The sequence below is a fragment of the Nocardioides daejeonensis genome, assembly GCF_003194585.1.
Taxonomy (GTDB): domain Bacteria; phylum Actinomycetota; class Actinomycetes; order Propionibacteriales; family Nocardioidaceae; genus Nocardioides; species Nocardioides daejeonensis.
The window spans coordinates 306,555-326,544 of record NZ_QHKZ01000001.1; the positions used below are offsets into that span (position 1 = coordinate 306,555).

Sequence of the window (19,990 nt, forward strand, 5' to 3'; positions counted from 1 at the left end):
ATCGAGCGCGGATCGGGCTCATTGTGTCCGGGGTCACTCGATCGCGTGGTGGACCACGTAGTTGTCCGGTGCAACGCTGCGCTCCCGAGGTGCAGAGTAATCGATGTCACAGGCGAAGTGTGCAATTGAAATACATCGGAAGATGTGTACGGCTTCGCTTTCTCGCGATCCCGAAAATAGGGGATCCCCTTTTATTCGACTGCGGTCGGATTCATCGATAGGAGTGGAAATGAGCGCCAATATCGAGTCTCTCAAGAATGCCTTCTCTGCGGCTGACGCGGGCGATGCGGGTCCGCTGGTCGCGCTCTACGACGACAACCTCTCCTGGGCAGGGTTCACGCTTGAGGGCACCCAGACGGTCTACACCAAGGCCTCGTTCCTCGAGGCGTTCGGCGTGCTGGCCAAGTTGGATGAGTCGGCCAACCAGGTACTCGACGCCACCGAGACCCCGGAAGGCATCGTGACCGCGACCCTGCGGCTCTATCGCCGTTTGGGCGAGAAGGAGCTCGATGTGCAGGGCGTCTTCACGCACCGGTTCGTAGACGGCAAGGTCACCCACGGTTCCGACGTGGTGCCGGCCGAGTTCGACCGCTTCTGGGCCGAGACCGGCCTGGCCGGGTAGTCCACGACCGCAGACGAAGGAGAAGAGATGACGATCATGGAAAGTCGGCCGCGCACGACCGCCGCGCTCGGACGCGTCGTTCGCCCCGTGCAGACCACAACGCCGACCTCGGCCTTCCGTGACGTCATGGCCAACATGGCGGCTCCGGTCTCGGTGATCACCTCCGCACTCGACGGCGTTGGGTCCGGAGCGACGGTCAGCGCCTTGATGTCGCTGTCCATGGACCCGGAGATGATCGTGGTGGCGTTGGATCGCCGATCCACGACCTTGGCGGTGATCCAGCGCACCCGGCGTTTCGGGGTCAACATCCTGGCTGCTGATCAGTCGGACGTCGCGCTGGCCTTCGCTTCAAAGAAGGACGACAAGTTCGCCGGACTGGGACATGTCCTGGAGTCGGGAGTCCCTCGCCTCCAGGGCACGTCCGGTTGGGTGCGCTGCACCGTCGAGCGCATCCAGCCAGGTGGGGACCATGTGCTGGTCTCCGGATTGGTCGAGACCTCCTTCCGCGACGCAGGCCGGGCGCCGATGACCTACCAGGGTCGGACCTTCGGAACGCACCGGCCCTACTGAGGCCGAGCCGGCCGTCGCCCAGCGCAGAGAAGGAGTGAAACCCATGTTCGAGGGAATGGCCGGTGTCGAGGTCGTCGCCGCCCGACGCCAACGCATCGGGGACCTGCCGCGGCGTGCGGCCCGGCGGACGCCGGAGAAGACCGCCATCATCGACGGGCCGGTGACCTTGAGCTTCGCCGGATTCGATGAGCAGGTCGATCGGCTCTCCGGCGCGCTGGCCACAGCCGGCTTGAAGCGTGGCGACACGCTTGCCCTGCTCAGCCACAACTGCTGGCAGTTCCCGGTGATCGCGTTCGCTGCGGCCCGCCGCGGCGTCGTCCTGGTGCCGGTGAACTTCATGCTCGGCGCCGCCGAGGTCGCCTATATCCTCGACCACTGCGAGGCGAAGGCCTTCCTCGTGGAGGACACGATGCTGCCGGTCGCCGTCGAAGCGATCGGTCTGGCCAAGCAGGCGGTGCCGATCCGCGTCCGGATCGACCTCGAGCCCGGGACGCACCCCACTCCCGGTGCGGACTGGACTCCGCTGGGCACCTGGCTCGAGCATGCCCGCTGCCTGCTGCCTGATGAGGACCTGGCGGACGACGACCCGGTGCGGATCATGTACACCTCCGGCACCGAGTCGCGCCCCAAGGGCGCCGTGCTGGGCAGTCGATCGCTGATCTGGCAATACACCTCGTGCATCGTCACGGGGGGCATGGGCTCCGATGACATCGAGCTCCACGCGATGCCGCTCTACCACTGCGCCCAGCTCGACAACTTCCTTTCGACCAAGATCTTCCTGGGCGCGACGAGCGTGATCCTGCGCCGCCCGGAGCCGATCGAGATCTTGGCGGCCATCGAGCGCCACGGCATCACCAACCTCTTCGTGCCGCCGACCGTGTGGATCGGTCTCATGGCGACGCCGGAGTTCGCCCACACCGACCTGACCAGTCTGCGCAAGGGTTACTACGGCGCGTCTGCCATGCCCAAGGAGGTGCTGCGCGAGCTCACCACGCGTGTCCCCGGCCTGCGACTGTGGAACTTCTATGGGCAGACGGAGATGGCATCCCTGGCCACCGCACTGCCACCCGAGGATCAGTTCACCCACGGTGGCTCTGCCGGCTACCCGGCGCTCAACGTGGAGACCGCCATCGTCGATGACGACGATCGGGAGCTGCCTCCCGGGACGGTCGGCGAGGTCGTCCATCGCAGCCCCCACCTGATCTTGGGTTATCTCAAGGATCCGGAGAAGACGGCGGAGGCCTTCCGTAACGGCTGGTTCCACTCCGGCGATCTCGGGTATGTCGACGTCAACGGGCGACTCTACGTGGTCGATCGCAAGAAGGACATGATCAAGACCGGTGGAGAGAACGTCTCCAGTCGTGAGGTCGAAGAGGTCCTCTTCGAACACGAAGGCGTTGGTGAGGTTGCCGTGTTCGGGGTGCCTCATCCGCGCTGGATCGAAGCCGTGGCCGCTGTCGTCGTACCTCGGGCTGGCGTCGAGGTGGGGGCGGAGGAGGTCCGTGCGTTCGCACGTGAGCGGTTGGCGTCCTACAAGGCGCCGAAGTTCGTCGTGGTCGCCGACTCGCTACCCAAGAACCCCAGCGGCAAGATCCTCAAGCGCGAGCTGCGCGACGCCTACGCGGGCCTGAGTGCCGACTGACAGGCGGGTGTGGCGACCGGGACGTCCGTTTCAGCGTCCTCGGGCGGCCGCCACGGCCGCTCGCTCTCGCTCAGCGGCTCGGTCGCGCTCGCGCACGGCGATCCGCATCTGCTCGATGTTCTCGCGGAGGAGGTCGGAGATCAGTTCGTCGGTGCGCGGGTCTTTCAAGACCTCGAAGGCGAGCCCGAAGACGGTGTCGCTGACCAAGCGCACGACATCGTCATGGAACGGGAGCCTGCGTAGTCGTCCGATCCGGCTGTCCTGCTTGACGAGCTCGACGATCATCTCGTCGAGCTCGTGCCTGTTCTCCTCCAGTGCGGCGGCGATGTTCTGCGTGTAGTTGCCGGTGCGCAGCACCGCGGCGACCTCGTCCATCACCGCGATCGTGATGGGCCGTTTGATCGCCTCCACCAGCGTGTCGGTGGAGCGCTGGATCACGGCCGCGGTCACCCGGTCTCCGAACGCGCGGTCCGCGGCACGTCCGAGCCGGGCCAGGACCACGATGACGCGCAGCAGCCGGAAGGACCGGAAAGCCGGGTTCGAGAGCGGGATCATCCCGATCACCTCGTACCAGTTGCGCAGCGGGAACCGCCAGCCTTCTCGGCTGCGTCGCCAACGCCAGACGAACTCCGCGAAGAAGAGCCCGCAGATGGCGTAGTCGGCGATGATCACTCGGCGCTCGACGCTGGGGGAGACCTCCCAGAAGGTGATCCAGGCGAGCAGCGCCACCGAGACGATCGCGATGAGCAGCATCGTCCAGTCCGCCCACCCTGTCGGGGGCTTCGAGGGATAGGCGCTCAAGGGTGGGGGCTTGCCGGTTCGCATGCCTTCACCTTGTCGTACTTCCACCCTCAGCACGTGTTGATGACGGTCGTGGCCTGCGGCGCGCCGCCCCGGCGCGAACCGGGACTGTGTCGCCACCCCACGAAAAGCACCCGCTTCGCTCGCGTTTCCGCGAGGATTCCGGGGACACGCACTGGATGCGCCGCTCGCGAAGGCCGAACCTTCTGAAGCACGTCCTCAGGCCAGGGCGGGGGCCCCCTCGAGCATGCTCCCCAGGCGCTTGTCGATGAGGTCGACGGCCTCGGAGGTCATCGTGTTGAGGAGCTCGGCGCACGTCGGGACATCGTGGATGAGTCCTTGGGCCATGCCGACCGACCAGACGCCGGCTTCTGGATCGCCCAGCTCATAGACGGTGCGTCCACGGATCCCGTTGACCAGATGCCGGACGTCTTCGAACTGACCGCCTGTGGACATGATCTCGACGGCCTCTCGCGCCACGGCGTTGCTGTGCACGCGGGAGGTGTTGCGCAGTGGCCGGAAGAGCAGCTCGGTGTCGCGCTCGCTGGCGGCGACGATCGCCTCCTTGATACGCGGATGGATCGGCGCTTCCTGCGTGCAGAGGAAGCGTGTGCCCATGTTGACGCCGTCGGCACCCAACGCGAGTGCGGCGACCAGGCCACGAGCGTCGGCGATGCCGCCCGCGGCGATCACTGGGATCTCCAGCTGTGCGGTTGCTGCCGGGATCAGGACCAGTCCGGGTACGTCGTCCTCTCCCGGGTGTCCGGCGCACTCGAAGCCATCGATGCTGACGGCCGTGACACCGACTGCCTGAGCCTTGAGCGCATGCCGCACGCTGGTGCACTTGTGGATGATCTTGACGCCGTGCGCGTCGAAGTAGTCCATGAAGGGGCCGGGGTTCGCCCCCGCTGTCTCGATGATCCGCACCCCGGCATCCACGATGGCATGACGCAGCTCGTCATGGTTCACCGTGCGCATCGACGGCAGGATCGTCAGGTTCACGCCGAAGGGCCTGTCGGTGTGGTCGCGGACCTTCTGGATCTCCGCGCTCAGCTGGGCCGGGTCGGGGAAGGTGAGGGCGGTGAGCATGCCCAGGCCTCCCGCCTCGGCCACCGCGCCGACGAGTTCCGCCTTGCCGACCCATTGCATCCCGCCCTGCATGATCGGGTACTCGACTCCGAAGGTCTCGGTGAAACGTGTGCGGAGCCGGGGAGCTCGGGTGGTCATGGACGCCAACCTTTCGGGGGAAGCTGCTGCGACGGCGGTCTGGATGCTCATGATCGCCGATCTCAATGTTGACGTCAATGTCAAGTCGTTCGTATGGTGTGGTGAGCCGGACCACACCGAGGTTCCGCAGCCTTGTAGAGGAGCACGCGATGCGCATCACCGATCTCAAGATCCGGGTCGTCGAACCGCCGGAGTTCACCTTCCAGTGGCGGGAGGACATTCCTCCGGTCCAGCTGACGATGACGGTGTTCGAGATCGTCACCGACGTAGGGATCAGTGGAATCTCCTCGTCCTGGCTCCCGGCGGCCCCGCGTGAGATCGGCGAGTCCGCCGATCACTTCTTCCGGCCCTTGCTGGTCGGTGCCGATCCGCTGCAGCGAGAGAAGATCTGGCAGGAGCTGATGGCCTTCAGTCGTTACATGATCGCCCCCAAGGCCGCCAGCAACATCGATATCGCGCTGTGGGATATCGCCGGCAAAGCCGCCAACATGCCGATCCATCAACTGCTCGGTGGCTATCGCGACAAGGTGCCGGTCTACATCACCACCGAGACACAGAAGGCGACCGAGGACTACGCGACGTTGGCCCTCGAGGCGAAGGCCGCCGAGATGCACGCGGTGAAGCTGCACGCTGCCGCGATCCCCGACAAGGACATTGCCGCCTGCCGCGCCGTACGCGAGGCGGTGGGGCCGGACTACACGCTGATGCTCGATGCCACCAGCGCCTACGACTTCCAGGACGCCGTCCGGGTCGGGCGGGTGCTCGAAGAGCTCGACTTTCACTGGTACGAGGACCCGATCCGCGATGACGACGTCGCGGGGTTCAGGCGGCTCTGCGAGGTGCTGGACGTACCGGTCTTCATGGGCGAGTCGACGGCACGGGGTCCGTGGACCTACGCCAACTACCTCATGCAAGGCGCTGCAGACGGCCTCCGCGCAGTCGGCGACATCGTTGGGGGCATCACAGGGCTGCGCAAGATCGGCGCGTTGGCGGAGTTGCACAACCGGCGGCTTGAGCCGCACTCGTATGGCTCGACCCTCGTGCAGGCCGCTCATCTGCACTACATCCTCGCTGCCAAGAACTGTGAGTTCTTCGAGTTGCCGTTCCCGCGTGGGCCACTCGACTTCGGGATGAAGAGCGTGGTCGAGATCGATGCGGACGGCTACGCCCTCGCGCCCACCGCCCCCGGGCTCGGCTACGAGGTCGACTGGGACGTCCTCGACGACGCCACGATCCAGGTCTACGGCTGAGATGCGCATCCTGGTCGTCGGCGCGGGAGGTATCGGCGGACTGATCGCGGCAGACCTGGCGCTGGCAGGGGAGCACGAGGTCTCCCTCGCCGTGCGCAGCTCCGTGTCTGCACTGGTGCTGGAGGAGGCGGGGGAGCGTCGAACGGCGCCGGTCGCGATCATCGGCGACCCGGAGCGGGCCGGGCCTGCGGATCTGATCGTCGTGGCGACGAAGACGTACGACGTCGCGGGAGTCGGCCCGTGGCTGGCGGCCGCATTGACCACGTCTACCGACGTGGTGGTCGCGCAGAACGGCATCGAGCATGTCGAGCGGATGGCGCCCTTCGTCGACGCGGCGCGCGTCGTCCCGGCGATCGTCAAGCATGCCGTCGAGCGGCATGGGCCGGGGTGGATCGAACGGACCAACCGTGGCGACATCAAGGTGCCCGCCACCCCTGGAGGGCATCGCTTCGCCGACGCCACGTCCGGCACCTCGCTGGCGGTCTCCGTCGTGGATGACTTCGAGACGGCGCTGTGGGTCAAGCTCGCCTACAACCTGGCCGGCAACTCGGTCTCGACCATCACCGACCTGCGGGTGCGGGAACTGGCAGTGAGGGCACCGCTGCGCGAGGTCATCCACGGCTTGGTGGCCGAGTGCATCACCGTCGCAGCCGGTCGTGGCGTCGTGCTTCCCGCCGATCTGGCGACGGTCATCCTCGATGAATTCGCCGGCTATCCCGACTCGATCCACTCCTCCATGTGGCAGGATCTCCGGTCGGGGCGACCGTTCGAGCATGACGCCATCAGTGGCGCCGTGGTCAGGGCCGCGAAGGCCCAGGGTGAGCGGGCGCCCTTCTCGGAGATGGCGACGCTCCTGTTGGACGCGATCTCGCCGACCAGGCAGCAGGGCTAGGGGAGTGGACGATGCGGGGGCCGACGGAACCACAGCAGGCACGGCGCGATGCCGGGCCGGTGACCGATCGCGGGGCGGCGCGCAAGGCGGCCCTGCTGAAAGCAGCTCGCAAGGTCTTCGAGCGCAAGGGCTTCATCGAGACGCGGGTCGCTGACATCGTCAAGCAGGCCAAGGTCTCGCACGGCACCTTCTATACCTACTTCGAGACCAAGGACGCGGTCTTCGAGGCGGTGAGCCATCAGGTGATCGAGGAGATGGTCGAGGCGATGACCGCGCCGCCGCCGACCAAGGAGGTCGAGGAGCGGGTGCACGACTCGATCGAGCGCTTCGTGCACGCCTATCGTCCGCACGCCACCATGCTCGGGCTGATGGAGCAGGTGGGCACGTTCACTCCCGAGCTTCGTGACCTGCGCCTTGAGGCGCGCAACACCTTCGTCGAACGCACTCGGCGCGGGATGGAGCGCTTGAAGGCCGAGGGGCGGACGCCGGCAGACCTCGATGTCGAATACACCGCGGAGTCCCTGGGTGCGATGCTCGAGTACATCTGCTACATCTGGTTCTCCCTCGACCGTGACTTCGAGGAGACGAGGATCGTCGATGCGCTCGCGCACATCTGGTCGCGCGCGCTCGCGCCCAGGTGAGTTCTGGTCGCGCGAACGCGGCGACGCGAGGGGCGCGACGGACGAGGGGTGTGACAGCCGGTAGCTGTCACACCCCTCGTGCGCGACGTCGTCAGGACCAGGTCTTGTGGACGACCGTCGCGTCGTCGACGGCATCCCAGTCCACGTCGTAGCCCAGGCCGGGCTTGGTGGGCGCCTGGACCCGGCCGTCGGCGCCCACCGTGATCACGTCCTTCATGCCGAAGTCGAGCATGCCGCCCGGCACCGCCTGTTCGTAGTACTCCGAGTTGGGTGCGGCGAGCATGAAGTTGAGATGTGCTGCCTGGACCAGGGTGGGGCCGTAGGAGTGCGTCTCGATCTGACGGTTGAATGCCTCGCACATGGCTCCGACCTTGCGCATGCCGGTGATGCCGCCCATCGCATCACCGATCGTGCGGATGATGTCCCCGGCATCGTTGCGCAACAGGTTGGCGTAGTCCCAGATGCCCCGCACCAGCGACTCGCCGACGGCTATCGGGGTCCGGAGCTCGCTGGTGAGCCGGCGCAGGCCGGCGATGTCCTCATCGCGGATCGGCGCCTCGAACCAGTAGAAGTCGAGGTCGTCGAGCACTCGTCCCACGCGCATGGCGCCGTTGAAGTCGTAGTGGTTGACGGGGTCGATCATGAGGCGGATGTCGGGGCCGACGTGTTCACGCACCGCCTTGACGAGTTCGATGTCCTTGTCGGGTACGCCGAAGGGATGCAGTTTGTAGGCCCGATACCCCAGGGCGATCGACTCGTCAGCGAGCTTGAGGTAGGAGTCGATGTCGTCGTAGTGGGTGGTCGAGGCATAGGCCGGCTTGCTGTCTTGGTGGCCGCCCAGGTACTTGTACAGCGGGATGCCCGCCGCCTTGGCGGCGAGGTCCCATAGCGCCGTGTCGACCGCGCTGGTCGCCTTGCTGCCCATCGTGTTGTTGATCGTCGCCGTCATCTCCTGCCAGATCGCCTCGCGGTCCAGCGGGTCGCGACCGATGAGGTTGTGGCGGATGAACAGCTCGATCATCTCGCCGACCTCGGAGTGCGTGCCGGGCAGCCACGCCGTCGCGTTGCCCTCGAGCCCCACATCGGTCTTGAGCCGGACGAAGGTCAGCCCGATCGGGACGACGGGCTGGTTCTCGCCCCACTTGAAGCTGTATCCGTCCGGTCGGACCAGATAGGTCTCCACCTCGGTGATGCGCATGTCCACTCTCTCCTTCAGCGTCTGGGGAAGCCGGTCTCCGGCCTGCACCATCCACTGAGATTGACATCAATGTCAACTGATTCTCGAAGACTTGATGGAAGTGTCAAAACTTCTCAGGAAGCCTTGACGAGTGAGGTGACTCACTGTCTACTTAGGTAGACACGATGTCAACGGCGGTAGACGAGGTATCTAAGAATGAATGCGGAAGCCAAGGCCCGACCCTCCTTGCAGGACGAGCGCCGCGAGCTCGTCAGGCGACGTCTCGAGGAGGGTGCCGTGGAGGTCTTCGCTGAACGTGGCTATGCCGCCGCCTCGATCGACCAGGTGGCGAAGGCGGCTGGCCTGAGTCGGGCGACCTTCTATCTCCACTTCGCCAACAAGGCCGACTTGGTGATCGGGCTGTGGGGGGACCTCCGGGTGCAACTGCTCGATCTGTACGACGAGTTGTGCGATGCCGCGGTCATCGACGAGGCCTTCCTGGAGAAGTGGCTAGATGCCTCGTTCGACTTCTATGCCAACAACAAGACCGCGCTCCTGGCGGTCCACGAGGCCATTGCGCTCGAGGCCGAGGTGGCCGAGATGTATCGATTGCGCATGGGGGAGATCACCGCCAAGGTCGGGCCCCTCATCGAGCGGTCGCTCGGTGTCTCGAAGGCCAAGGCGGAGCTGCGAGCGGCGCTGCTCACGATGCAGCACGAGAGGTTCTCGCACTTCTGGCTGCTGCGTGGCATGCCCTTCGAGCGGGCTGCTGCGAACGAGGTGCTGGCTCAGCTCTGGGCTCAGCAGATGGGCTTCATGGGTCGCGGCGAATAGCGCTCTCGGGAACCTTTCTCGATCCCTTGACAGGGAGGGTGGCACGCAACACAATATGACATGGGTATCAAGTTGACGTGTATGTCAACAAGGCGGAAGTTGTCGGGTCATCGACGCCGAGCCCCGCGCAGGTCGGACCTCTGGTGTCCGGCGATCGGAACAAAGGAGAAGGCAGTGTCCAAAGCACTACTCGGGACGCGTCGCGCGATCAGCGGCGGTCGTCCCCGACGGAACCACGTACGCGGGCTCCGCGTGGTGGCGGGGGCTGCTGCCCTTGCCCTCGCACTTGGCGCCTGCGGCAGCGGTGGCGGTAGCTCTGTCGACGAGCTCGGCGAAGGCGACATCCCTGAGGTCGCTGAGAACCAGACGCTCACCGTCGGTGTCGCCACGCTGCAACAGCAGTACGCCGATCCGGTGCTCGCCAACGAGGGCGGCAACACCTACCCGATCAAGTGGTCGGTGGGCGAGCCGCTGCTGCGCCAGGACCTCAACGCGAAGTTCGTGCCGGCGCTGGCCACCGAGTGGGAGGTGAGCGAGGACGGCCGCACCTGGACGTTCAAGCTGCGCGAAGGAGTCAAGATGCACGACGGCTCCGACTTCGATGCCGAGGACGTCAAGGCGTCGATCGAGCGAGTCAGCGATCCCGAGTTCACCTCCTACGCCACCTTCGCGGGTCGTATCGACAAGGTCGAGGTGATCGACCCGCTCACCGTCGCGGTGACCTCGAAGGAGCCCTACGCAACACTGCCGATGGACATCCCGGCGCCGATCGCCAGCGACTACTACGAGAAGGTCGGCGAGAAGGAGTTCCGCAAGGCTCCGGTAGCGGCCGGCCCGTTCAAGTTCGTCTCGCAGAAGTTCAACGACTCGATGACCCTCGAGAGCTTCAAGGACTTCTGGGACAAGGACCGGATCGCCAACTTCAAGACGCTCGTCCTCAAGATCATCCCCGATGAGAGCAGCCGCGTCGCAGGTCTGCAGACCGGGCAGATCGACATCGCGCAGGGCATCTCGCCCAACAGCGCTGCGCAGTTGGAGAACGACAAGAGCATTCGGCTGATCAAGGGCGAGGCCGCATCCCAGGGGCATGTCCTCTACATGGACAACTACTTCCCCGAGGACTCGCCGCTCAAGGATCCCAACGTCCGTAAGGCGCTGACGCTGGCGGTCGACCGCCAGGCCATCGCGGACTCGCTCTATCGCGGCTTCGGCTCGGTGCCTGCCAACAACACGTTCCCGGTGACGCTCGGCAACGACCCGTCCCTGACCGCGCTGCCCTACAACCCCGACGAGGCCAAGCAGTTGTTGGCCGATGCCGGCGCATCGAACCTGAAGTTCACCCTCACGCTCTACAACGCCACGACCGCCGTCACGGACGTGCAGAAGATGGCGGAAGCCGTGGTCGGCTACTGGAAGGAGATCGGGGTCGAGGCGACTCTGGACGTGCAGGACCCTGCGACCTATCTCGACAGTGTGGTCAAGCACCAGCTTCGGGGCGCGATCGTGCTGGGCATGCCCGGTCTGTTGATGGCCGACCCGCAGAACTACCAGATCTTCTTCGGCTCCGACGGTGGCTACACGACCGTGAAGGACCCGAAGCTGGACACGATGTTCGCTGACATGTCCGAGGCGATGGATCCTGCCGACAAGGAGGCGATCGCCAAGGAGATGGGCACATACCTCTACGACCAGTCCTACTCGCTGCCCGTCGTCTCCCTCGACGCGGTCTATGCGGTGGGCCCCACGGTTGCCGACTTCGAACTGATGAGTGGCAACCCGTACGCCGGACCGTTCTGGTCCCTGCGGGCGAAGTAACCGACCCGGGTGCGCCCGGTCGGCGACCGGGCGCACCCCACCTTCTTGGAGCCCCCATGCTGAGATACACCGGAACGCGGTTTCTGCAAGGCCTGATCGCGCTCTTCTTCATCGTTACGGTGGTGTTCTTCCTGGCCCGGATGTCCGGGGATGCCACCGCGCTGCTCGCCCCGCCGGATGCCACGCCGGAGCAGCTTGATGCGGTCCGCGTCGAGCTCGGCCTCGATCGCCCGATCCTGGTGCAGTACTGGGACTACCTCCAGGGCCTGGTCACCGGTGACCTCGGTCGCTCGACCAGCTATCGGGTTCCGGTCTCCGACCTGGTGGTTCCGGGCATGCAGGCCACCGCCAAGCTTGCGCTGGTCGCCTTCCTGTTCGCACTGGTGTTGGGTGTTGCGGCGGGTGCGCTCGCCGCCTTCCGCTCCAACACGCCCACCGACTACGGGGTGCGCCTGATGGCCGTGCTCGGCCAGTCGATCCCGTCCTTCTGGCTCGGCATGATCCTGGTCGCGGTGTTCAGCGTCAGCCTCGGCTGGTTCCCAGCGTTCGGGGATGCGACCGCAACCAGCATCGTGTTGCCGGCGATCTCGTTGGCGGCGTTCGCGCTCGCCTCGATCGCGCGCCTCACCCGCTCGACCGTACTCGAGATGCTCTCCAAGGATCAGACGCTCTTCGAACGCTCCAAGGGCGTCGCCCCGGCCACGTTGGTCGTGCACGTGCTGCGGAACTCCTCGCTGCCGGTGGTCACCTTGGCCGGCATCCAACTCGGAGCCCTCTTCTCCGGAACCATTGTGATCGAGAACCTCTTCGCGTGGCCTGGTGTCGGCCAGTTGGCGATCCAGGCGATCAACGCCAAGGACTTCGCCCTCATCCAGGGCATCGTCATCGTCAACACCCTCGTCTTCATCGCCCTGCTCTTCATCGTCGATGTGCTCTACGGCCTGCTGGATCCGCGAGTCCGTAGACCGGCCGCCAGTCGCGGCAAGAAGAAGAGGCCCACGACGACCGTGCAGCCCATCGACGTGATGGAGACAGTCTGATGTCCACGATGACGCCCACCCGCCGGGCACCGCGCCGACGCGGCCTCAAGCGCAGCAGGCACTCGCGCAAGCCGTGGTTCTCCATGGCGGCGATGGGACTCTTCGCCTTCTGTGGGATCTTCGGCGCGCTGATCGCCCCCCACGATCCGACCCAGAACGACCTGGCGCACTCGCTGGCGCCGCCGTTCTGGGCCGAGGGCGGCTCGACCACGTATCTGCTGGGCACCGACCAGCTCGGTCGCGACATCCTCAGTCGACTGCTCTCGGGCGCTCAGGTCTCGTTCCTGGTCGCTGTGGGTGCGGTGCTGATCGCGGGCGCGATCGGCTTGGGCGTCGCCCTTCTGGCGGGCTACACCGGCGGTCGACTGGATGCCTTCCTCACGCGTGTGGCCGACTCGGCCATGGCCTTCCCGGTGCTGCTGCTGGCGGTCATCGTGGTCGCGCTCTACGGCAAGAGCATCACCATCGTGATCGTCGTGTTGGTGCTGGCGGTGTGGCCGCAGTACGCCCGGGTCCTGCGCAGCGAGGTGATCCGGATCCGCAACGAGGACTACGTCGTGATGTCGAAGGTGATGGGTGGCAACGCCCGCTGGGCGATCGTGCGGCACATCGTGCCCAACGTCGTGCCGACCCTGCTCGTGCTCGCGACACTGCAGATCGGATTCGCGATCATCGCCGAAGGCTCGCTGAGCTTCCTGGGCATCGGCGTCCCGGCGCCTGCGGCCTCCTGGGGCAACATGCTGGCCGACGGCCGCAACTTCATGCAGACCGCCTGGTGGGTGCCGGTCTTCCCGGGCATCGCCCTGAGCATCACCGTGCTCTCAGCCAACCTCCTCGGTGACTGGCTTCGTCAAACCCTCGACCCCGCGACAAGGCGGTGATGACCATGTTGGACGTCAAGAACCTGCACACGGAGTACTACCAGGGTGGCCGGGTGGCGCACGCCGCCCGCGGTGTCTCCATCCACGTTCCACAGGGTCAGGCAGTTGCTCTGGTCGGCGAGTCCGGGAGCGGTAAGAGCACCGTCGCGCAGAGCGTCATGCGGATGATCCGACCGCCGGTCGGCAATCTCCGAGAGGGGATCGTCTCGGTGAACGGCATCGACGTACGTCTGTGCACCGACCGGCAGATGCGCCAGGTGCTGCGCAACGAGATCGGCTTCATCCCGCAGGACCCGACCACAGCGCTCGATCCGCTCTACACGATCCGCTCGCAGATCAAGGAGGTCCTCCCGGAGGAGGACAAGCGCAACGCCGACCAGGTGATCACCGAGCTGCTCGAGTCGCTCGGCATCGTGAACGCCGCCGATCGGCTCGGCGACTACCCTCACGAGTTCAGCGGCGGCATGAAGCAGCGGGTCGCGATCGCGATCGCGTTGGCGAAGCGGCCCAGTGTGCTCATCGCCGACGAGCCGACCACGGCTCTGGACGTCACGACGCAGGTCGGCATCCTGCGTCTGCTCGACCGCCTGCGCCGCGAGCGGAATCTGGCCACCCTGTTCATCACCCACAACATCCGCGTGGCGCGGTTGCTCTGTCAGCACGTCGTGGTCATGTACGGCGGCATCGTGGTGGAGAGCGGGCCTATCGAGCAGGTGATGGCGGCGCCCTCGCATCCCTATACCCGCGCCCTCCTCGACGCGAGCGTGCTGGGGGACCGGCCGAGACAGAAGCTGCGTGCCATTCCGGGCAATCCGCCCTCGCTGTTCGCGATGCCTCAGGGCTGCCCGTTCAGCCCTCGTTGCGCGAACGCGACCGACCAGTGTCACGAAGGCCTTCCCAGCGAGGTCGCAACCGAGCAAGGGACCCGCTACACATGTTGGAATCCGGTGGCGTCATGACCGACTACATTCTCGAAGCCTGCAACGTCGTCAAGACCTACGAAGCACGCGGTGCCGCCGCGGTGCACGCGCTGAAGGACGTCTCTCTCGGCGTCGCCCAGGGGGAGACCGTCGGCCTGGTCGGCGAGTCCGGCAGCGGCAAGACCACGCTGATGCGCATGCTGCTGGCGATCGAGGAGCCGACCACCGGTGTGGTCCGCTTCCGCGGTACGCCGCGCAATGAGATGGGCAAGGCGGAGATGAAGGAGTACTTCAACAACGTCAGCGCCGTCTTCCAGAACCCGTTCAGCTCGCTCAATCCGCGTCGCCGACTCTGGGACGTGATGACCGAGCGTCGCGCGATCGAGCGCCGCGCCAAGAAGTCGGAGCGACGTGAGCGCGCGGCCGAGCTCACCGCCATGGTCGGCCTGCCCGAGGACTACATCGACCGCTATCCGCACCAGCTGTCGGGCGGTCAGCGGCAACGTATCGCCATCGCGCGTGCCCTGGCCGAGGATCCGTCGGTCATCGTCCTCGACGAGCCGATGTCCGCGCTCGATGTCTCGGTGAGCGCTCAGATCGCCAACCTCTTGCTGGAGTTGCAGGAGAACTTCGGCGTCGGCTTCCTGCTGATCGGCCACGACATGGACATGATCCGGCACCTGTGCCACCGCGTGGCCGTGCTCTACAAGGGCGACATCGTCGAGCAGGGGCCTGTCGATGCGGTCATGCGCGCACCAGAACACGACTACACCAAGCGTCTGCTTGCGGCCTCCGAGTTGACCTCCTTGGAGATCGACGACCTGGAGCCCGTGGAGTCAGCGGATGCCCCGTTTCTCATCAGCCAACCCGTTCCCACCCATTGAGGACTGAATCTCCATGAAGATCATCGACGTACGCGCGACCCAGCTCAAGTCCCCCGACTACGAGTTCAAGTGGAAGGACGAGTGGGAGGGCCGGCGGATCGGCCTGATTCTCCTGCGCATCATCGGCGAGGACGGCCACGAGGGCCACTGCATCACGTGGCTGGTCGGCAACGGTCAGATGGAGGACTCGCTGCCGCGACTCAAGAAGGTGCTCGTCGGGCGCGACCCGCACGACGTCGAGGCCATCTCCTACGAGCTGAGCGACTCGCTGACCGCACCGACGGGCGTCAGCTCGGCCGTCGACATCGCATTGTGGGACCTGATCGGCAAGCACCATGAGACCCCGGTCTACAAGCTGCTGGGCGCCGCCAGGCATCGGGTCCGCGCCTACGCGAGCACGGTGTGGTATCCGGAGGTCCAGGACTACGTGGACCTTGCCCTCCAGTGCCGCGACGAAGGCTTCACCGCCTACAAGCTGCACGCGTTCGGCACCCCGGACAAGGACATCGAGGTGTGTCGTGCCGTCCGCGAAGCGGTCGGAGACACCATGGATCTGATGCTCGACCCGGTGAACTCCTACGACCGGCACGGAGCGTTCAAGGTGGGCCGAGTCCTCGAAGAGCTCGACTTCTATTGGTACGAGGCGCCGATCAAGGACACCGACATCGACGGACTCGTCGACCTCACCCGGAGCCTCGACATCCAGGTGGCGGGAGCCGAGAGCGTCATGGGCGGGCTGAAGTTCCTGCCCCAGTACGTCACTCGACACGCGGTCGACCAGATCCGGGGGATCGGGGACTTCGTCGGTGGCATCTCGGCGATGAAGAAGGCCGCCTCCATGTGTGAGGCGTTCGGGATCAACTACGAACCCCACTCCTACGGCCACACGCTGATCCAGGCCGCCCATTTCAACGTGATGCTCGCCATCCACAACTGCGATCTGGTGGAACTTCCGGTGCCCACCGGAATCCTCGACCAGGGGATGAAGGACACGCTGCGTGTCAACGCCGAGGGATTCGTCGACGCGCCGACCAAGCCGGGTCTCGGCTACGAGATCGATGAGGACGAGATCGACAACATGACGATCCGCGAACTGGCGGTCGGCGAGTTCAGCACCCACTTGGGCAGCTGAGGCCACCGCCTCGCCGGTTGCCTGCCGTACCACTCGATCTCATCAGACAAGGAAGAGAAATGACGCTCACCAGCCGGCCGCAGGCCCGCCACTCCCTGGCGGACCGCTTCGAGGACCAGAAGGACGGTGCCTACCTCACCTCCATCCAGGCCCTCGTCCGGATCCTGGTCGACCAGCGGCGCCGCGACGTCGCGAACGGACTGAACACGGGCGGCCTGGTCTCGGGCTACCCGGGATCACCGCTCGGTGGCGTCGATGACGAGATGGCTCGGCAGACCGAGCTTCTCGAGGAGCACCGGATCGTTCATCGCCCCGGGCTCAACGAGGAGTTGGCAGCAACGGCGCTGTGGGGCGCGCAGACCGTCAACGAGTTGCCCGGCGCCACCGTCGACGGCGTCTTCGGCATGTGGTTCGGCAAGGCCCCGGGTGTCGACCGTGCAGCGGATGCACTGAGGCACGGCAACATCCGGGGCACCGGCCGGCACGGTGGTGTCCTAGTGGTGGCCGGCGATGACCCGAATGCCGGCTCCACCAACTTCCCTACGGACAGCAACGGCATGTTCATCGACTGGGGGATGCCACTCTTCTTCCCCGGCAACGTCCAGGAGATCCTCGATCTCGGCGCCCACGGCTATGAGCTCTCCAGGATCAGCGGCCTGTGGGTCGGCTTCAAGATGGTCACCGAGACTGCCGACGCCTCCGGATCGGCCGATGTCGATCCGGCGCGGCTGCGGTTCGTCCTTCCTGAGGCGGTCCGCTCGGGCGAGTTCGCCCCGACCTTGCGAGTGAACACGCCTGGCGGCCCGATGCGTGAGGCGGAGCGCGACCTGGTGGAGGAGCGTAAGCAGATCGCTGCCGACTACATCCGGCTCAACAACCTGAACCCGATCACCATCGCTCCAGCCCAGGCACGTATCGGGATCGTCTCTCCGGGCAAGACCTACTACGACCTGCACAAGGCCCTGGTGGACCTGGGGCTCGACGAGGCGGCGCTGCGCAAGCACGGCGTACGAGTCAAGCGTCTGGGTGCGCTGTGGCCGGTCAGTCAGCAGGAGTGGTCGGACTTCGCCGACGGTCTGGAGCAGATCTTCGTCGTGGAGGAGAAGAAGTCCCTGGTCGAGGGCTTCCTCAAGGAGGCGCTGTACGGTCGCGCCGACGCGCCTGCCATCCATGGCAAGCTCGGTCCGAACGGGCGGCCGATGATTCCCGACTACGGCGCCCTCACCTCCGACGCGGTCGTCCGCGCCCTCGGGCCCGCGCTGCGCGATCTGCTCGGTGACGTGGTCACCGTGCCGGCGCCCCGACGTACCCGCCCGCTGCTGCCCTTGATCACGGACCGCAAGCCGTTCTTCTGCTCCGGCTGCCCGCACAACCGGTCGCTGATCGCGCCCGAGGGCGCCACCGTCTCGGCCGGTATCGGTTGCCACATCCTCGAACTGGTGGTGCCGCGCGACGAGTACGGCGAGATGGCCGGCTACACCCAGATGGGCGGGGAGGGCGCGCAGTGGGTCGGCATGGCGCCGTTCACCGACACGGCACACATCTTCCAGAACGTCGGTGATGGGACGTTCCACCATTCCGCCAGCCTGGCGCTGCGCTCGGCCGTGGCAGCCGGCGTCAACATCACCTACAAGCTGCTCTACAACAGTGCCGTGGGAATGACCGGTGGACAGCACGTCGAAGGCGGCATGAGCGTGCCGGCGCTGACCAAGCTGTTCGAGGCGGAGGGGGTCGCTCGCACCATCATCACCACTGACGATCCCAAGAAGTACCGACGCACCAAGCTGGCCAAGGGAGTCCAGGTCTGGCATCGGGACCGGTTGCTCGAGGCGCAGGAGACCCTTGCCGACGTGCGTGGCGTCACGGTCCTGCTGCACGACCAGTACTGCGCTGCCGAGAAGCGTCGGCTGCGCAAGCGGAAGAAGATGGTGCAGCCGACGAGAAGGATCGCGATCAATGATCGCGTCTGCGAGGGCTGCGGCGATTGCAACCGCAAGTCGCAATGCCTCTCGGTGCAGCCGATCGAGACCGAGTTCGGCCGGAAGACGACGATCCACCAGTCGTCGTGCAACTTCGACTACTCCTGCGTCGACGGCAACTGCCCGTCGTTCCTCTCGGTCGAGACCAAGGACGCGGTCCGCACGGAGCGTGCGGTGGCTCAGGCACCCGAGGTTCCCGCACCGGTCTGCCGGGTGCCCTCTGAAGCCTTCAACATCACGATGACCGGCATCGGCGGCACCGGCGTCGTCACGATGAGTCAAGTGCTCGCCAATGCGGCCGCGTTCGACAACCTGCTGGTGCGCAACCTCGACCTGACCGGGTCGAGCCAGAAGGCGGGGCCGGTGGTCTCCCAGCTGCAGGTCTACAGCAAGGCGTCCGACGAGCCGGCCGCTCAGATCGCTGAGGGGGAGACCGATCTCTTCCTCGCCTTCGACCTGTTGACGTCGATGGCCCCGAAGAACCTGTCGTTGGCGGGGCCCGACCGCACCATCGTCGTGGCCTCCACGTCGCCCACGCCGACCGCCGATCAGGCGATCGACCCGAGCATCCCCTATCCGGATGCGGCCGTGCTTCTTGCCGAGCTCGCGGAAGTCTCGCGCGCGGCCGACAACGTTGCGGTCGATCCCAACCGCATCGCGGAGGCCGTCTTCGGCAATCACCTGATGACCAACACGGTGCTGGTCGGCGCCGCCTATCAGTCTGGTGCGCTGCCGATCACGGCTGGCTCGATCGAGGAGGCGCTCCGCGTCAACGGTGCCGCCGTCGAGGCGAACATCAACGCGTTCCGCTGGGGGCGCGCCGCCGTCGCGGCTCCCGAGGTCGTGGCGACGATGCTGGAAAAGGCGCAATCGCAGCCCGCCGCGGTGATCTCGCAGGCGCTCGCCCGCCGGATCACCGCCCACCCCGAGGGCACCCAGGTGCGGCAGCTGCTCGACGTGCGGGTCCCCGAGCTGGTCGCCTACCAGGACGAGAAGCTCGCAACCCGCTACCTCGACGTCGTGGACCGAGCCGCCGCGGCGGAGCGGGCGGCCTATGGGACGGTCGGCTCCATCACCGAGACGGTCGCCTTCCAGCTCTACCGGTTGACTGCCTACAAGGACGAGTACGAGGTCTCTCGCCTGCATCTGCTCGACAGTGAGAAGCAGCGGATCGAAGACGAGTTCGGTGTCGGAGCCAAGGTCAGCTTCCATCTCCACCCGCCGATGTTGAAGGCGTTGGGCATGCACAAGAAGATCAAGGTCGGCGGCTGGTTCCGCCCGCTCTTCGCGGTGATGGCGCGGATGAAGTTCCTGCGCGGCACCCGACTCGACATCTTCGGGATGGACCGCGTCCGCAGGATCGAGAAGGCCCTGGTCCGGCACTATCGGGGGCTGTGCGAGGAGGTTATGGCCCAGATGGCCGACCACGAGCGGTCGGCGCTCACGAGCCTGCTGGCTCTTGCCGACGACATCCGCGGCTACGACGAGGTCAAGCTGGGCAACGTCGTCACCTACGTCGACGCGGTGCGCGAGGCGGCGGCCAGGCTCGGCGTCGACGCCCATCTCGAAGACGTGCTGTTGCGGATCGACGGCTGAGCGGCTGGGCGCGGATCGACGACGCCCGCGCGAACGTCAACGGCGGCCTGTCCCCGGTCATCTGATCGGAGACAGGCCGCCGTTCGT

The 19,990-nt window shown here is 66.0% G+C and carries 17 protein-coding genes; 14 read left to right on the forward strand and 3 right to left on the reverse strand.

From position 1 onward, the window contains the following. Nucleotides 1–229 precede the first annotated feature (229 nt). From DNK54_RS01465 to DNK54_RS01475, 3 genes are read left to right on the forward strand one after another with little or no spacing between them, the layout of a single operon-like run. Nucleotides 230–622: a nuclear transport factor 2-like protein gene (locus tag DNK54_RS01465; RefSeq protein ID WP_110205177.1), complete on the forward strand. Its 393-nt coding sequence runs from the start codon at nt 230–232 to the stop codon at nt 620–622. 27 nt (nt 623–649) lie between these two features. After that, complete coding sequence (locus DNK54_RS01470) at nt 650–1,192, forward strand: flavin reductase family protein (RefSeq protein ID WP_204164378.1); 543 nt, start codon at nt 650–652, stop codon at nt 1,190–1,192. A 43-nt stretch (nt 1,193–1,235) separates the two neighbouring features. Further along, complete coding sequence (locus DNK54_RS01475; protein ID WP_204164379.1) at nt 1,236–2,834, forward strand: fatty acyl-CoA synthetase; 1,599 nt, start codon at nt 1,236–1,238, stop codon at nt 2,832–2,834. 30 nt (nt 2,835–2,864) lie between these two features. Here the strand turns inward: DNK54_RS01475 and DNK54_RS01480 are convergent, their stop codons facing one another. Together DNK54_RS01480 and DNK54_RS01485 are read right to left on the reverse strand one after the other, a co-directional pair. Further along, a complete protein-coding gene (locus DNK54_RS01480; RefSeq protein ID WP_204164380.1) occupies nt 2,865–3,659 on the reverse strand; it encodes an ion transporter in 795 nt (264 codons plus the stop codon). A 195-nt stretch (nt 3,660–3,854) separates the two neighbouring features. Next, nucleotides 3,855–4,862, reverse strand: coding sequence for an NAD(P)H-dependent flavin oxidoreductase (locus tag DNK54_RS01485; protein WP_110205179.1), 1,008 nt, complete (start codon nt 4,860–4,862; stop codon nt 3,855–3,857). 149 nt (nt 4,863–5,011) lie between these two features. Between DNK54_RS01485 and DNK54_RS01490 the strand changes: the two genes are divergently transcribed. Genes DNK54_RS01490 through DNK54_RS01500 form a run of 3 tightly spaced genes read left to right on the forward strand, consistent with a single transcriptional unit; the run spans nt 5,012 to nt 7,645 of the window. Further along, a complete protein-coding gene (locus DNK54_RS01490) occupies nt 5,012–6,112 on the forward strand; it encodes an enolase C-terminal domain-like protein (protein ID WP_162602262.1) in 1,101 nt (366 codons plus the stop codon). Nucleotide 6,113: 1 nt separating this feature from the next. Beyond that, complete coding sequence (locus DNK54_RS01495; RefSeq protein WP_162602263.1) at nt 6,114–7,004, forward strand: ketopantoate reductase family protein; 891 nt, start codon at nt 6,114–6,116, stop codon at nt 7,002–7,004. 11 nt (nt 7,005–7,015) lie between these two features. Beyond that, entirely contained in the window at nt 7,016–7,645 is a 630-nt protein-coding gene (locus DNK54_RS01500) for a TetR/AcrR family transcriptional regulator (protein WP_110205182.1), read from the forward strand. A 91-nt stretch (nt 7,646–7,736) separates the two neighbouring features. Here the strand turns inward: DNK54_RS01500 and DNK54_RS01505 are convergent, their stop codons facing one another. Continuing rightward, nucleotides 7,737–8,843, reverse strand: a complete 1,107-nt coding sequence (locus DNK54_RS01505) for a mandelate racemase/muconate lactonizing enzyme family protein (RefSeq protein WP_162602264.1) — start codon at nt 8,841–8,843, stop codon at nt 7,737–7,739. Nucleotides 8,844–9,038: 195 nt separating this feature from the next. On the opposite strand from DNK54_RS01505, the gene DNK54_RS01510 reads away from it, so the two are divergent. The 8 genes from DNK54_RS01510 (at nt 9,039) to DNK54_RS01545 (ending at nt 19,903) form a co-directional block, all read left to right on the forward strand. Next, on the forward strand, nt 9,039–9,656 hold the full coding sequence (locus DNK54_RS01510) for a TetR/AcrR family transcriptional regulator (RefSeq protein ID WP_110205184.1): 618 nt from the start codon (nt 9,039–9,041) through the stop codon (nt 9,654–9,656). 174 nt (nt 9,657–9,830) lie between these two features. Then, the gene (locus tag DNK54_RS01515) at nt 9,831–11,471 is read left to right on the forward strand and encodes an ABC transporter substrate-binding protein (protein ID WP_162602265.1); all 1,641 of its coding nucleotides are present in this window, start codon (nt 9,831–9,833) and stop codon (nt 11,469–11,471) included. A gap of 56 nt (nt 11,472–11,527) precedes the next feature. Then, nucleotides 11,528–12,511, forward strand: a complete 984-nt coding sequence (locus DNK54_RS01520) for an ABC transporter permease (RefSeq protein WP_110205186.1) — start codon at nt 11,528–11,530, stop codon at nt 12,509–12,511. Then, complete coding sequence (locus tag DNK54_RS01525) at nt 12,511–13,392, forward strand: ABC transporter permease (RefSeq protein ID WP_110205187.1); 882 nt, start codon at nt 12,511–12,513, stop codon at nt 13,390–13,392. Before DNK54_RS01520 ends, DNK54_RS01525 begins: the two co-directional genes overlap by 1 nt. Then, on the forward strand, nt 13,392–14,351 hold the full coding sequence (locus DNK54_RS01530) for an ABC transporter ATP-binding protein (RefSeq protein ID WP_110205188.1): 960 nt from the start codon (nt 13,392–13,394) through the stop codon (nt 14,349–14,351). Before DNK54_RS01525 ends, DNK54_RS01530 begins: the two co-directional genes overlap by 1 nt. Beyond that, complete coding sequence (locus DNK54_RS01535) at nt 14,348–15,196, forward strand: ABC transporter ATP-binding protein (protein ID WP_162602266.1); 849 nt, start codon at nt 14,348–14,350, stop codon at nt 15,194–15,196. Before DNK54_RS01530 ends, DNK54_RS01535 begins: the two co-directional genes overlap by 4 nt. A gap of 13 nt (nt 15,197–15,209) precedes the next feature. Next, a complete protein-coding gene (locus DNK54_RS01540) occupies nt 15,210–16,328 on the forward strand; it encodes an enolase C-terminal domain-like protein (RefSeq protein WP_110205190.1) in 1,119 nt (372 codons plus the stop codon). 59 nt (nt 16,329–16,387) lie between these two features. Then, entirely contained in the window at nt 16,388–19,903 is a 3,516-nt protein-coding gene (locus tag DNK54_RS01545) for an indolepyruvate ferredoxin oxidoreductase family protein (protein ID WP_110205191.1), read from the forward strand. The last annotated feature ends 87 nt before the right edge of the window (nt 19,904–19,990 follow it).